Source organism: Burkholderia sp. JPY481, from assembly GCF_038900515.1.
GTDB classification, from domain to species: domain Bacteria; phylum Pseudomonadota; class Gammaproteobacteria; order Burkholderiales; family Burkholderiaceae; genus Paraburkholderia; species Paraburkholderia youngii.
In genome coordinates this window covers 778,461-790,870 of record NZ_JAYMRT010000002.1, presented here as the reverse complement: position 1 = coordinate 790,870, position 12,410 = coordinate 778,461, and the positions used below count along the sequence as shown (strand labels likewise).

At 64.1% G+C, this 12,410-nt stretch carries 13 protein-coding genes and 2 pseudogenes; 6 read left to right on the top strand and 9 right to left on the bottom strand.

Features of this window, described 5'->3' with window-relative positions:
• Positions 1–91: 91 nt before the first annotated feature.
• Positions 92–523, top strand: a complete 432-nt coding sequence (locus tag VSR82_RS09120; RefSeq protein ID WP_368585128.1) for a hypothetical protein — start codon at positions 92–94, stop codon at positions 521–523.
• Between the two features lie 206 nt (positions 524–729).
• On the opposite strand, the gene VSR82_RS09115 is transcribed toward VSR82_RS09120, so the two are convergent.
• The 3 genes and pseudogenes from VSR82_RS09115 to VSR82_RS09105 form a co-directional block, all read right to left on the bottom strand.
• Complete coding sequence (locus VSR82_RS09115) at positions 730–933, bottom strand: YjaZ family protein (RefSeq protein WP_498857640.1); 204 nt, start codon at positions 931–933, stop codon at positions 730–732.
• Positions 934–961: 28 nt separating this feature from the next.
• Positions 962–1,099 (bottom strand): annotated as a pseudogene (locus VSR82_RS09110) (YjaZ family protein); the annotation flags it as partial.
• A gap of 161 nt (positions 1,100–1,260) precedes the next feature.
• The gene (locus tag VSR82_RS09105; RefSeq protein WP_429455941.1) at positions 1,261–1,797 is read right to left on the bottom strand and encodes a hypothetical protein; all 537 of its coding nucleotides are present in this window, start codon (positions 1,795–1,797) and stop codon (positions 1,261–1,263) included.
• Positions 1,798–2,455: 658 nt separating this feature from the next.
• On the opposite strand from VSR82_RS09105, the pseudogene VSR82_RS09100 reads away from it, so the two are divergent.
• From VSR82_RS09100 to VSR82_RS09090, 3 genes and pseudogenes are all read left to right on the top strand, one after another.
• Positions 2,456–3,345: pseudogene (locus VSR82_RS09100) on the top strand (porin); the annotation flags it as partial.
• 323 nt (positions 3,346–3,668) lie between these two features.
• Complete coding sequence (locus tag VSR82_RS09095; protein WP_429455942.1) at positions 3,669–4,022, top strand: hypothetical protein; 354 nt, start codon at positions 3,669–3,671, stop codon at positions 4,020–4,022.
• A gap of 148 nt (positions 4,023–4,170) precedes the next feature.
• Positions 4,171–4,683 (top strand): metal-dependent hydrolase, encoded by a 513-nt coding sequence (locus VSR82_RS09090; protein ID WP_429455943.1) that lies wholly within the window; start codon positions 4,171–4,173, stop codon positions 4,681–4,683.
• Positions 4,684–4,717: 34 nt separating this feature from the next.
• Here the strand turns inward: VSR82_RS09090 and epsC are convergent, their stop codons facing one another.
• Both epsC and VSR82_RS09080 read right to left on the bottom strand, forming a co-directional pair.
• Entirely contained in the window at positions 4,718–5,644 is a 927-nt protein-coding gene (gene epsC, locus VSR82_RS09085) for a serine O-acetyltransferase EpsC (protein WP_429455944.1), read from the bottom strand.
• 147 nt (positions 5,645–5,791) lie between these two features.
• A complete protein-coding gene (locus tag VSR82_RS09080; RefSeq protein WP_429455945.1) occupies positions 5,792–6,025 on the bottom strand; it encodes a hypothetical protein in 234 nt (77 codons plus the stop codon).
• A gap of 328 nt (positions 6,026–6,353) precedes the next feature.
• On the opposite strand from VSR82_RS09080, the gene VSR82_RS09075 reads away from it, so the two are divergent.
• Together VSR82_RS09075 and VSR82_RS09070 are read left to right on the top strand one after the other, a co-directional pair.
• Positions 6,354–6,806, top strand: a complete 453-nt coding sequence (locus VSR82_RS09075) for a DUF3005 domain-containing protein (RefSeq protein WP_429455946.1) — start codon at positions 6,354–6,356, stop codon at positions 6,804–6,806.
• A 146-nt stretch (positions 6,807–6,952) separates the two neighbouring features.
• Positions 6,953–7,558 carry a short chain dehydrogenase gene (locus VSR82_RS09070; protein ID WP_368585122.1) on the top strand — a complete coding sequence of 202 codons (606 nt, stop codon included), beginning with the start codon at positions 6,953–6,955 and terminating at the stop codon, positions 7,556–7,558.
• A 3-nt stretch (positions 7,559–7,561) separates the two neighbouring features.
• Here VSR82_RS09070 and araD read toward each other — a convergent pair whose 3' ends face one another.
• Genes araD through VSR82_RS09050 form a run of 4 tightly spaced genes read right to left on the bottom strand, consistent with a single transcriptional unit; the run spans position 7,562 to position 12,240 of the window.
• The gene (gene araD / locus VSR82_RS09065) at positions 7,562–9,298 is read right to left on the bottom strand and encodes an L-arabinonate dehydratase (RefSeq protein ID WP_429455947.1); all 1,737 of its coding nucleotides are present in this window, start codon (positions 9,296–9,298) and stop codon (positions 7,562–7,564) included.
• Between the two features lie 31 nt (positions 9,299–9,329).
• Complete coding sequence (locus tag VSR82_RS09060; RefSeq protein ID WP_176384963.1) at positions 9,330–10,277, bottom strand: ABC transporter permease; 948 nt, start codon at positions 10,275–10,277, stop codon at positions 9,330–9,332.
• Complete coding sequence (locus VSR82_RS09055; protein ID WP_429455948.1) at positions 10,277–11,164, bottom strand: ABC transporter permease; 888 nt, start codon at positions 11,162–11,164, stop codon at positions 10,277–10,279. Before VSR82_RS09055 ends, VSR82_RS09060 begins: the two co-directional genes overlap by 1 nt.
• Positions 11,161–12,240, bottom strand: a complete 1,080-nt coding sequence (locus tag VSR82_RS09050; RefSeq protein WP_410850622.1) for an ABC transporter ATP-binding protein — start codon at positions 12,238–12,240, stop codon at positions 11,161–11,163. The genes VSR82_RS09055 and VSR82_RS09050 overlap by 4 nt, the downstream gene beginning before the upstream one ends.
• Positions 12,241–12,410 lie beyond the last annotated feature (170 nt).

The window sequence follows — 12,410 nt, the reverse complement described above, 5'->3', positions numbered from 1 at the left end:
CTGTTCGATGTGCAGCCCCGCTAGCTCCCTCCGGGGGATGGCGCAGTGGTTGCTAATCCACGACATCGACTGTGGACGCCCGCCTACACTCATGAACCGTTTTCTTGCCCCTCTGCTGTTTGCCGCAGCCGCCGCGCTGCCGCTGTCCTCGTTCGCCGTGGAGCTCGACGCGCCACTGGTATGCAATGAGAGCGGCCACCAGTTCATTGCTGATTTGATGCAGCAGCAACTGATCAACCCGAAGCCAAGTCACGTCGAAAGCAACTCGATCAACGCGTTCTCGCCGATGCCGGGTGCGCATCTGACCGCGTTCGGTTTCCGCGTATTCGCGGTGGTGGGCTTCGAAAAAGACGACCCGATGTTCCGGGTCGGCGACGGCGAACCGGTCGCGCAGTCCGCGTATGGCGCCGTCGTGTTCGGCGGCGACGACAAGGTTAAAAGCGCACTCGAGAACGCCGGCAGCACGGCGATCGTGCATCACGTCGCGCCACTGATCACCGCGATTTTTTGCAAGCGCAACTAGGCGGTGGCGGCACGCGCTGGCTGCGGCCATCGGTATTGAGATGGCTCCGAGCAGGGGTTGGCACGGTACAATTGCCGCAGATAGATTTTTCGGGGCTCCGCAAGGGCGTCTATCTGCCTCCTGGTCAACAGGGTCCGGCCGTGCTGGTTACGTCGGTCGCACCGATCAAGCGCTCCCGCGAAGTCATGAGGCCCCCGCGCGGGGCCTCACCTGTTTCTGGCCAGGCCACTCTCACACATCCAGTTCTTTTCTAGTGCCGACTCAGGCTCGGGTCGCGGATCGATTCGCCTCTCAAATCTTGCCAACTGCGCGATGATCGCCGGCAGCTTGAGCGACCAGCGGTGTCGGTCGGGGCAAAACGCGCGCGCCACATTGCGATGATCGAATATTGTGCGCGCGTCGCCGAGCACTTCGAAATCGAGTGGCCCGGTCGCGCCCGCTCCCAAACGACACGCAATGTGACGTGTATTCGACGTGGACCGTTGCCGTCACTGCAGGAAATCGCTGCGAGGCGGGAATCGCGAAAGTGAACGCGCTGGCAAGCAGATGAGCGAGGTCATAGCGAACGTTCGCCACGTCGATAAAACCCTCGTCGCAACATCAAAATCCATTTCAAGTCCACCTCGCGAGGCCGCCAAAGGAGACCGCAAATTATCGCGAGATTCCCGTTCGCTGGCTCCTCAGCCGGATGGCCTAAGACGATCCGATCACGACGCAACCGCGCCTACGACGGCCGCTTACCCCGGCCGGCGAAACTCGTTCGCCACCCACGCGGCGGCGCTCGCCTTGCTGAGCTTGAAGGTCGGCGCAACCTGCACCTGCGCGATCTGCTCGCCGAAAATATCGAGCGCGCTCAACAGCGCGTACGGCTCGTCCTCGTCCGGAACGATGTCGAGCGTGATGTCGAGTTCGTCGTTGCCGTCCGCGCTCGGCACGCGCACCGCCTTGTGCAGTTGCGCGCGCAGTTGCTGCTCGTGGCGACGCAGCACTTCCGCTGCGGTTTTCACCAGCGTGTTGAACGCCGATACGTCGAGCGGCTTCGGATCCTTCTTGTTGCGACCCATCGTCCAAGGTCCGACGAGCGCGGGCTCCGCCTCGCCGTCCTTGATCATTTCGACGGCCCAGCCTTCGTCGTCTTCGTTCTTGATGATGCGCGCGGTCCAGCCGTTATCGCGCCACAGACGCTCTTCATGCAAGCTTTCGTCCGGTCCGGACGAGTCGTCGGCCAAGGACCCGGCATTCGTGTCGGTCGAGGGAAAGGGCGTGTCGTTCATCACAGGTTCACTCACTTCGCGGGGCGCACAAACAGATTACGAACCCGCGATTCTACCTGCCCGGCCCGCTTCGCCCCGCTCGCTCTGACGAACGGACAAGGCGCGTTCGGAACGGCGAATCCCCTCGAGCGGCGAAAAATTCTATTTAACCTTACGCGACAATGTATAAGACCGCTTTAAACGTCAGATAAAAAAACGCGGCCCGAAAGCCGCGTGTAAAAATGAAAAAGACACCCTTTGGTCGAAGGGGTCTATGGAAATTATAAGTGGCATCCCATCGCGATTTAACGCTTTCTACGTAAGACTGCGTTGCACAAAATGGTGGGAATCGGTGCCAATGCGCGCATCCGGTGCGCGCCGGGAAGCCTTTGCGTCGTAACCGTCCGGCAACATCGTGGCTTCACATCGCAGCCGCCCATTCGTCATTAAAAATGATTTGCTTTTGGCGACCTGCACTTACACGATTAATTCACATAAATCCCGGCTTCGAAAATAAACGGTTGTAAATCGCGTAATTAAATATCTGCATAGCGGCAATTACACTTCACCGGAAATCGTCAGTCAACATGCCGAGTCATCCCTGAGTGAATCCCGAACATGCAAAGAACTCTCATCACGGCAGGCTTGCCGCACGCCGTTGAACAATGACCAGAACACCGAAAGCAGTACGATGTTCAATCGCCAGACGTTCGTCGGCCTGAAGAGCGATCAGTTCGGCACGCTGACGCTCGGCCGCCAGTACGACTCGGTCAGCGACTACCTGGCGCCGCTATCGGATGCGGGCGGGGGCTACGGCAATAATCTCGCGGCCCACCCGTTCGACAACGACAATCTTTCCGGCTCGTTCTCGATCAGGAATGCCGTCAAGTACTCGAGCGCGAACTACGCGGGCCTGAAGTTCGGCGGCCTGTACGGTTTCAGCAACGCGGCCGGCCAGTTCGCCAACAATCGAGCATGGAGAGCGCGGGTGCTTCGTACGACAACGGTCCGTTGAGCCTGGCCGCTGCCTATCTGCAGTTGAACAACTCGGGCAGCTCGCATCTGAACGGCGCCGTGTCGCAAGGAAACGGCACCGCGGCAATCGCGGCCGATCTGCAACGCACGTTCGGCGCGGGCATCAACTACTCTTACGGGCCGGCCACCGCGGGCTTCGTCTATACACATACGCAACTCGACGGCATCACCGGCGTGAACGTCGGCGGCGCGACGCTGCCTGGCATTGCGGGCACCAACCTGCATCTGGACAACTATGAAGTGAACGGCCGGTATGCGCTGACGCCGGCAGTGAACCTCGCCGCGTCGTACACGTTCACCGACGGCAAGGTGAGCGGCTCCAACGGCTCGGGCGATCCGAAGTGGCACACCGTGTCATTGCAAGGCGATTACTCGCTGAGCAGGCGCACCGACGTGTATATCGAAGGCGTGTACCAGCATGCGTCGGGCGCACTCGGCAACTTCGGCGCGAACGTCGCGGCGATCAATACGCTTGCGCCGTCGTCGACCGGCAATCAGGTGGCCGCGGCAGTCGGTGTGCGGCATCGCTTCTGACGGCGGTTCTTCGCCCGCTCTGCGTGCAGGCATTGCGGCGCGCGGCCATCCCTCCGCGCCGCGGTCGAACCTGCGCGTGACACGATCACGTCGCGGGTTTTTTCATGGGCCTTACGGTTTGCCGTCAGACCAATAAACCCTTCGCCGCGCTAGTGACGACCTCGACGCATGCTCGGTATACTGCCCCGGCCGCCGTGCGACGCCGCGAAAGCGCGCCGCCGGCACGGTAGCTTCGTCGCGAAGCATCGCGCTGTCCGCCAGCGCACGCGCTTCGCCCGCGCCTCACCTTCCCATGCATGACCGGGAACGCCGACGATCGGATCATGAAAAGACTTCTCCTGCTTGTCCCCACTGTCGCCCTCACTGCCACCCTCGCCGCTTGCGGTTCGTCGGGCGGCCCCGCGCGCGATGCGTCCGCGCCGCTCGTGTACGTGTCGTCCTCACGCACGCCTGCGTCCATCGCTGCCTGTCTCGAAGACCGTCTGCCGCGCGTGCGTACCGCGCACACCGGCGCCGCGACCGAACTCGCGGTCGGCGCCGATTCGCACAACTCGTACTTCGTCACGCTGACCCCGCTCAACGGCAGCACGGTCATCAAGGTCATTCATCCGGCCAATGCGCCCGACGATCCGCCCGAAGAGGAAATGCGCTTCGATATCGCGCGCTGCGCGACCTGAGCGACGCGGCGCACCTGAACGCCGTGCGCACGATTTACGGAAGGCCGATGCGCGATTTTTATCTCGCGCATCGGCTATTTTTTTACGCGCTCATCTGCGAACATAGCCGCCCTTTGTTTTTGGCGCGGCACCTGTGCCGCGAGTGTCGATGGCATCCAGCAAAGCGCATCATGCGACCGGTTTCGCAGCCGGCATCATCGCGGCGGCGATCGTCGCGCGCAGCGGCGGCGGCCCGTTTCACGCTGGCGTGCTGCTGAGCTTCATCGCCGGCGTGGCCGGCAGCACCGCGCCGGACTGGCTCGAAGTTGCATGGTGGTCGCGCGCGCGGCGGCTGTGGATCACGCATCGCACGTTGACGCATTGGGGCATCGGCTGGCTCGCGCTGCTCGCGGCGTCGTATCACATGCTCGGACATTCGATCTACGCGGCGCCCGCGTTCGGCTTCGCGTGCGGCGGCCTGATGCATCTGCTCGCCGACTGGCCGAATCCGCTCGGCGTGCCGTGGATCGCCGGGCGACATTCGTTGAATCTATGGAATAGCGGGCACTGCGATCTGATCGTCGTCGCCGCGTCGTGGGTGGCCGCGTGGTTCATCGGCGAGCATGTGTGGCTGCATGGCATGCATGCGTTGCCGTGGATACGCCATTGGCCGATCAGCTAGCGCAGCGATGCAGCCGGCCGCGGCCGGGCGGGCATCACTGCCGCCCGTTGTCGGTGCGCTCTCCTTCGCGGATCTTGCCTTGCGATACGCTGCTGCCCGGCGGCACGCTATGCGTGAGCCACACGTTGCCGCCGATCACCGATCCGCGCCCGATCGTCACGCGTCCGAGAATCGTCGCGCCCGCGTAGATCACGACGTCGTCCTCGACGATCGGATGCCGCGCGTTACCCTTGATCAGCGTGCCGTCCTCGTCGGCCGCGAAACTCTTCGCGCCGAGCGTGACCGCCTGGTACAAGCGCACGCGCTCGCCGATGATCGCGGTCTCGCCGATCACCACGCCGGTGCCGTGATCGATGAAGAAGCTCGGCCCGATCGTCGCGCCCGGGTGAATGTCGATGCCGGTCGCCGAGTGCGCGATCTCGTTGATGAAGCGCGCGAGCAGCGGCACGCCGAGCCGATGCAGCGCATGCGCGAGCCGGTGATGCGTCATCGCCCACACGCCCGGATAGCACAGCAGGATTTCGGTGATGTGCTGCGCGGCGGGGTCGCCGGTGTACGCAGCCTGGATGTCGCTGACGAGCAGCGCGCGGATGCCCGCCAGCTGCGTCGCGAACTCGCGCGCCACTGCGAACGCGCGCTCGCGTAACTCGGCGTCGGACGTCGCGCCGAACTCGGGCAGGAAGCGCAGCGCGCGGCGAATCTGTTCGGCGAGCAGCCGCAACGTGCTTTCGAGCGTATGGCCGACGTAGTAGTCGACCGTCTCGTCGGTTAGATCGGGCGCGCCGTAGTGCGTCGGAAACATCGCGGCGCGCAAACCGGTCACGATACTGACCACCGCTTCGCGCGACGGCAATTCGCGAATGCCGAGCGGATGCCGCGTGCGATGCAATTGCTCGCGCGAGGCGCGCAGGTCGGCGACGATCTGTTCAAGGCCCCAGTTCGGGGAAGGCTCGTTGGGCATAAGGGACGGCGTCGTGCAGCGTGCACGGTTCAAAGTGGTTATCCAGCAGAGATTACCGCGTTTTAACGCTGCCCGCCCGGCAGCGCGCAGACCTGCCCGGATTCAATGCGTCGGCGCGCGTCGGCACGCGCGCATCGTTCCCTGACTTCAGATTGTCAGACTGCTCGCGTCGATCCAGCGCACTGCCCAATCGCGCGCATGTGCGATCGCGGCGGCTTCGTCGGAGAAGCGCAGTTCCGTGGGGAAGAAACGGTTGGCGACCAGTTCGCCGTCGCTCGAGCGCGAGATCACCACATACGGTTGCCAGAAGCCGTCGCCCGAGCGCGCCGGTTCGCAATTCAATAGATAGCCGCGATGTGTGAATGCAGCATCGAAGTGCATGAGTCACCCGCCCCTGAAGCCCCGTAACATTTTCTCAGTCGCGCGGCCATTTGTTTGTTAATTTTTTCCGACCATGCTGAACAGCCGGAGCATGCCGCCAATTTATCCGCGCGTCGGTCGCAGGAGTAGAATCATACTCTGTAGGAAATACGCGTCCATTAAAAAAAATGAAATGAATCGCGCACGTCATCGCCATTCAATCGCGAGGCAACGCCACTCGCATCGAATCTTGGCGGACAACGCATCGCGACTCCCGCGCACAGCGGCGCCGTGTCTGTCGGAACGGCTTTTGCTCTTTTCTTCGAATGTCCTCTTCAGGAGATGCACGATGAACAGCGCGATCAGCAAACCCGAAAACGCCGGCACGAAACCAGACCCGAGGGACCCGCCAACCACGGACCTGCACAACGATCGCACGCATGACAGCACCGTCGACACCGACGGCAAGAACCACGAAGCGGCCCGTCTGGCGGGCCACGGCGCGATCTCGCCCGACGAAATCACAACCAGCAATGCAACGCTCGAGAACAGCGTGCCCGAGGCGCTCGACGGCATGGCCGGCTTCGACAGCCGGCTCGGCGGCAACCATCTGCTGCTCGCGCTCGAGCCCGGCTATGCGGTAATCGACAAGGGCATGGTCGAACCGCTCGCCGTCTACTCGGCCGACAACCAGTACAACGACCCGCGTCCGGTCGGACAGCGCCAGGAGCGCGGGCGCATTCACTACGCGCTCAATCATTTGCGACCCGCGCGCGTTATCGAATTACACCGCGTGAAATAGGCGGACGCGCGTATCATCCCTTTATACGCGCGCGTTTGAATTACCGCGTTTATTCCGATTAAATCAGGCATTCACGTAGCACGCACCGTTTTATTCGGGTGCGTGCTTTGCTTTGTTTAACGTTGGTTCGTTTAACGGAGTTGCGGATGAAAAGGATCGTCGTCATCGGTGCCACGGGCACGCTGGGCCAGGCCGTCAGCGCGGAGTTGAAGGCGCGTCACGAGGTGATCGAGGTGGGCGCGACGCGCGGGCAATATCACGTCGACAGCACGGAGCCCGCGAGCGTCGAGCGGCTGTTTCGCGACATCGGCAAGGTGGACGGCGTCGTCACCGCGACCGGCCACGTGCATTTCGGTCCGCTGGCGCAAATGAGCATCGAGCAGTTCTGGGTCGGGCTGCGCGACAAGCTGATGGGTCAGATCAACGTCGTGTTCGCGGCACTGCCGTATGTGAACGACGGCGGTTCGTTCACGCTGACGAGCGGCATTCTGGCAGACGAACCGATCGCGCAGGGCGCGAGCGCGACGACCGTCAATCTCGCGCTGGAAGGCTTCGTGCGTGGCGCGGCGATCGAGATGCCGCGCGGGCTGCGCATCAACCTCGTGAGTCCGACCGTGCTGACTGAATCGATGGAGGCTTATGCGCCGTTCTTTCGCGGCTTCGAGCCCGTCAGCGCGCAACGCGCGGCGCTTGCTTATCTGCGCAGCGTGGAAGGCGCGCAGACGGGGCGCGTGTATCGCGTCGGGTATTGAGCGTCAGTGAATTTCCGGCTCGCCCGAGCTCTCGGGACTCGCGCCGCCACGCTGCAGGAAGTCGAAATCGCAGCCTTGGTCCGCCTGCATCACGTGCGCCTGATGCAGGGCGCCATAGCCGCGCTCGAAGCGCGCCGCCGGTTTGACCCACGCGGCCTTGCGGCGCGCGAACTCTTCGTCCGATATCAGCAGATTCAGCCTGCGGCGCGGCACATCGAGCTCGATCAGATCGCCGTTTCGCACCAACGCCAGCGGCCCGCCGACGAACGCCTCGGGCGCCACGTGCAGCACGCACGCACCATAGCTCGTGCCGCTCATCCGCGTGTCGGAGATGCGCACCATGTCGCGCACGCCTTTTTGCAGCAGCTTGCGCGGGATCGGCAGTTGCCCCCACTCGGGCATGCCCGCACCGACCGGCCCCGCGTGCTGCAGCACCAGCACGCAGCTTTCGTCGATGTCGAGCGCGTCGTCGTCGATGCGTGCGGCCATGTCGTTGTAGTCGCTGAACACGACCGCGCGGCCCGTATGCACGAGCAGATGCGGCTCGGCCGCGCCGGGCTTGATCACCGCGCCGCGGGGCGCGAGATTGCCGCGCAGCACCGCGAGGCTGCTGTCGCGCAGTAGCGGATTCGTGCGGCGGCGGATCACGTCGTCGTTAAAAATCTGCGCGCCCGCGAGGTTCTCGCCGAGCGTGCGGCCGTTCACGGTTTTCTGCGAACCGTCGATCAGCTCGCCCAGTTCCGCGAGCAGCGCGCGCAAACCGCCCGCGTAGAAAAAATCCTCCATCAGATACGCGCCGGTCGGCCTGATGTTCGCGAGCACGGGCGTGCGGCGCGCGATCTCGTCGAAGCGATCGAGCGTCAACTCGATGCCCGCGCGCCGTGCAAGCGCGATCATATGGACGACCGAATTGGTCGAGCCGGACAGCGCGACGCAAGTCGTCACCGCGTTATCGACCGAGGCCGCGGTGATCAGGTCCGACGGCTTCAGATCCTCCCACACCATCTCGACGATACGCATGCCGGTTTTCGCGGCCATCTGCGCATGACGCGAATCGGCCGCGGGCGTCGACGCGAAGCCGGGCAGCGTGAAGCCCAGTGCTTCGGCCGCGCTGGTCATCGTCGACGCGGTGCCCATCGTCATGCAGTGCCCCGGCGAGCGCGCGATGCCGCCCTCGACGCCCTGCCACTCTTCCGGCGTCAGCGTACCCGCGCGCAGGTCGGCCCAGTATCGCCATGAGTCGGAACCCGAGCCGAGCGTCACGCCGTTCCAGTTGCCGCGCAGCATCGGGCCGGCGGGCAGAAAGATGGCGGGCAGATCCATCGAGATCGCGCCCATCAGTAGCGCGGGGGTGGTCTTGTCGCAGCCGCCCATCAGCACGACGCCGTCGGCGGGATACGAGCGCAGCATCTCCTCGGCTTCCATCGCGAGGAAATTGCGGTACAGCATCGTGGTGGGCTTCTGGAACGGCTCGGACAGCGTCTGCACAGGCAACTCGATCGGGAAGCCGCCGGCCTGCCAGATGCCGCGTTTCACTTCCTCGACGCGCTGCTTGAAATGCGTGTGGCACGGATTGATCTCGCTCCACGTGTTGAGAATCGCGATGACCGGCTTGCCCGCGTATTCCTCCCGGTTGTAGCCCATCTGCGCGGTGCGCGAGCGGTGGCCGAACGAACGCAGATCGTTCGCGCCATACCAGCGCTGACTGCGCAATTCCTCGGCGGTCTTTCTCTTCGTCAACGTCTACTCCACGATTGACGCCGACCACGCGTCAGCGCCGCTGTTCCTTTACGCGAGACACGATCTGCGTCGGGCTCACGAATTGTAGTGCGATCAGCACCCAGATCAACGTGATCGCCATATAGATCATCGCCATCGCATCGATCGATTGCGGCGCGCGCACGCCGGTCGAAAACACAGCGTAATACAACGCGACCACCAGCGTTTGCGTGGCAGGACCGGCCGTAAAGAACGTCAGCTCGAACATGCCGATCGTACGCACCAGCACGAGCAGCCCTGCGGCCAGCATACCCGGCACGAGCAGCGGCAGCAGCACGTAACGGAAGTAGCGGAACGTGTTCGCGCCGAAAATGCGCGCGGCCGCTTCGAGATTCGGATCGATCTGCTCGATGAACGGTGTCATCACCAGAATCACGAATGGCAGCGCCGGTACGAGGTTCGCAAGAATCACACCCCATAGCGTGCCGGCGAGGCCGACCTTGTACATCACGGTCGCCATCGGAATGCCGTAGGTGACGGGCGGCACCATCAACGGCAGCAGAAAGATCAGCATCGCAAGGCGCTTACCGCGGAATTGCACGCGCGCGAGCGCATACGCGGCAGGCACGCCGAGCAGCACCGACAGCAGCACGACCGCGCCGACCACCTGCACGGTCACCCACAGCACGCTCGCGAGCTGAAAGTCGCTCCACGCCTGCGCATACCAGTGCAGCGTGAAACCTTGCGGCAACGCGGTGCCGAACCAGCGCGTCGCGATCGAATTCACCGCGACCGTCGCAATCAGCAGCACGACGTTGATCAGGAAAAACGCCATCACGGCCCACACCAGCACCTGCCAGATGCGGCCCGGCAGGTTCGCTCGCTGACGCGCGTGTTGCGCGGGCTCGCGGGCGCCATCGCCCGGCTGCGGCGCCGCGGATGCGGAAGCGGAGGTGGACGCGGGCCAGTCGGGCTGCGTCGCGCGACGATCGGTCGTCATCAGCCTTTGCCTCCCGTCACGGGACCACGATAGAACCAGCGGCGCGCGCCGAGCAGCGCGGCGACCACCAGCAGTTGCACGAAGCCCATCACCATCGCGATCGCCGACGCCAGCGAATAGTCGTAGCTCTCGAACGCGGCTTCGGCCGCGGCAATCGACATCACGCGCGTCGGACCCGCGGGCGCGCCGAGCAGCACCGCCGACGGAAACACCGAGAACGCCTGCACGAACGACAAACATGCGGCCATCGTGAGCCCCGGCACGAGCAGCGGGAAATAGATGCGGCGAAACTGCTGCCACGGACTCGCGCCGAGCGTCGCCGCCGCGCTCGCGAGTGTCGGGTCGATGCCGGTCACGTACGACAGCGTCAACAGAAACGCGAACGGAAAGCCCGACACGATCAGCGACAGCAGCACGCCCGTGAAGTTGTGCGTGAGCCGCACCTCTTGCGTGTACAGATGCAGCGCCTGCAACGCCTGCGGCAGCCAGCCGTGGGGACCGAAATACGTGAGCATGCCGTCGGCGATCAGCACCGTGCCGAGCGTCACCGGAATCACCAGCAGCGTCGTGACGAGCTTCTGATAACGCGAGTAGCGGCGCAGCGCGAACGCGACCGGCACCGACACGCCGACATTGATCAGCGTGGCCGGCACCGACAGCTTCAGCGTGACGAGAATCGTCGGCCACATCGACGTGTCGGTGAAGAACGTCAGATAGTTGGCCCATAGACCGCCGCCGTTCATCGGCCGGAACGACAGCGCGAGACCGTACGCGAACGGATAGATGAACAGCGCGACGATAAAGAGCAGCGCCGGCGCGACGAGCCAGGCCTTGGCATCGCGCGGCGCGCGGGGAGTAAGCGGGAGGACGAGCGTCGGCGTGTTCATGCGGCCTCGGCATCGTAGACGAGCACGCACGACGGCCGCACGCGCAGCATGATGCGCTCACCCTCCGCGCATTCACCGGTTACGCGCGCCCACACGTCGCCGAACGCGGTCTTCACGCGCAGCAGCGAATCGTGCCCACCGTATTCGACGGCGTCGATCAGCGCCTCGAACGCGTTGTCGGCGCCGGGCTGGGCACGTTCCATGTCTTCGGGGCGCAGCGCGACGCTCACGCGCTTGCCGTCGAAGCCGGCCATCGCCGTGCCGATCAGCCGCACGCCGTTCGCACTGACCACCACGCCCTCGCCTTGCATGCCCTCCAGCGTGAACTCGGCGACGTTGCGATAGCCCATGAAGCGCGCGACATGCAGATTGCGCGGCCGCGTATAGACCTCTTTCGGCGTCGCGACCTGCTGCACGACGCCCTCCCTCATCACGACGATGCGATCGGCCATCGACAGCGCTTCGTCCTGATCATGCGTCACGTACAGCGTCGCGCGTTCGAGCTGCGTATGGATGCGGCGAATCTCCGCGCGCATTTCGATGCGCAGCTTCGTATCGAGATTCGACAGCGGCTCGTCCATCAGGATCAGTGGCGGCTCGATCACGATCGCACGCGCGATCGCGACACGCTGCTGCTGGCCACCGGACAATTGGCCGGGCAGCTTCTGCTCATGCCCTGTCAGTTGCACCAGTTTCAACGCCTCGCGTGCACGGCGCGCGATCTCGCTCTTGCCGACGCCGCGCATCTTCAGCCCGAAGCCGACGTTGTCGAGCACGCTCATATGCGGGAACAGCGCGTAGTTCTGGAACACCATGCCGAAGCCGCGCTTTTCCGGCGGCAGCACGTCGATGCGCCGCTCGTCGAGCCAGATGCCGCCGCCGGTGAGCGGCTGCAATCCGGCGATGCAGTTCAGCGCCGTCGATTTGCCGCAACCCGACGGTCCCAGCAGCGCGATGAACTCGCCGCGCCGGATCGTCAGATCGAGACCCTGCAGCGCGGCGATCGCGTGACCTTGCGCGTTCGTGAAACTGCGGCTCACCGAGTCGAGCCGCAACTGCTCAAAGTGATGCTTCATACGGTTTCCTGATCCGCGTGAGACGACGGGGGTCGCAAGTGCCGCGCGTGCGGTGCGCGCGGCGCATCAGCAGTTAAGCCGAGGCGCGGATGATCGCCGCAAACACGCAGCGCGGCGCTACCTCACGCCGCGCTGCGTTTCGCCTCGTTTTCCGTCGCAATGGTGAAGGC

Coding starts and splice junctions, on each gene's coding strand:
- VSR82_RS09120 (WP_368585128.1), top strand. CDS start 92: ATGAACCGTTTTCTTGCCCCTCTGCTGTTTGCCGCAGCCGCCGCGCTG.
- VSR82_RS09105 (WP_429455941.1), bottom strand. CDS start 1,797: ATGAACGACACGCCCTTTCCCTCGACCGACACGAATGCCGGGTCCTTG.
- VSR82_RS09095 (WP_429455942.1), top strand. CDS start 3,669: ATGAAAAGACTTCTCCTGCTTGTCCCCACTGTCGCCCTCACTGCCACC.
- VSR82_RS09090 (WP_429455943.1), top strand. CDS start 4,171: ATGGCATCCAGCAAAGCGCATCATGCGACCGGTTTCGCAGCCGGCATC.
- epsC (WP_429455944.1), bottom strand. CDS start 5,644: ATGCCCAACGAGCCTTCCCCGAACTGGGGCCTTGAACAGATCGTCGCC.
- VSR82_RS09080 (WP_429455945.1), bottom strand. CDS start 6,025: ATGCACTTCGATGCTGCATTCACACATCGCGGCTATCTATTGAATTGC.
- VSR82_RS09075 (WP_429455946.1), top strand. CDS start 6,354: ATGAACAGCGCGATCAGCAAACCCGAAAACGCCGGCACGAAACCAGAC.
- VSR82_RS09070 (WP_368585122.1), top strand. CDS start 6,953: ATGAAAAGGATCGTCGTCATCGGTGCCACGGGCACGCTGGGCCAGGCC.
- VSR82_RS09060 (WP_176384963.1), bottom strand. CDS start 10,277: ATGACGACCGATCGTCGCGCGACGCAGCCCGACTGGCCCGCGTCCACC.
- VSR82_RS09055 (WP_429455948.1), bottom strand. CDS start 11,164: ATGAACACGCCGACGCTCGTCCTCCCGCTTACTCCCCGCGCGCCGCGC.
- VSR82_RS09050 (WP_410850622.1), bottom strand. CDS start 12,240: ATGAAGCATCACTTTGAGCAGTTGCGGCTCGACTCGGTGAGCCGCAGT.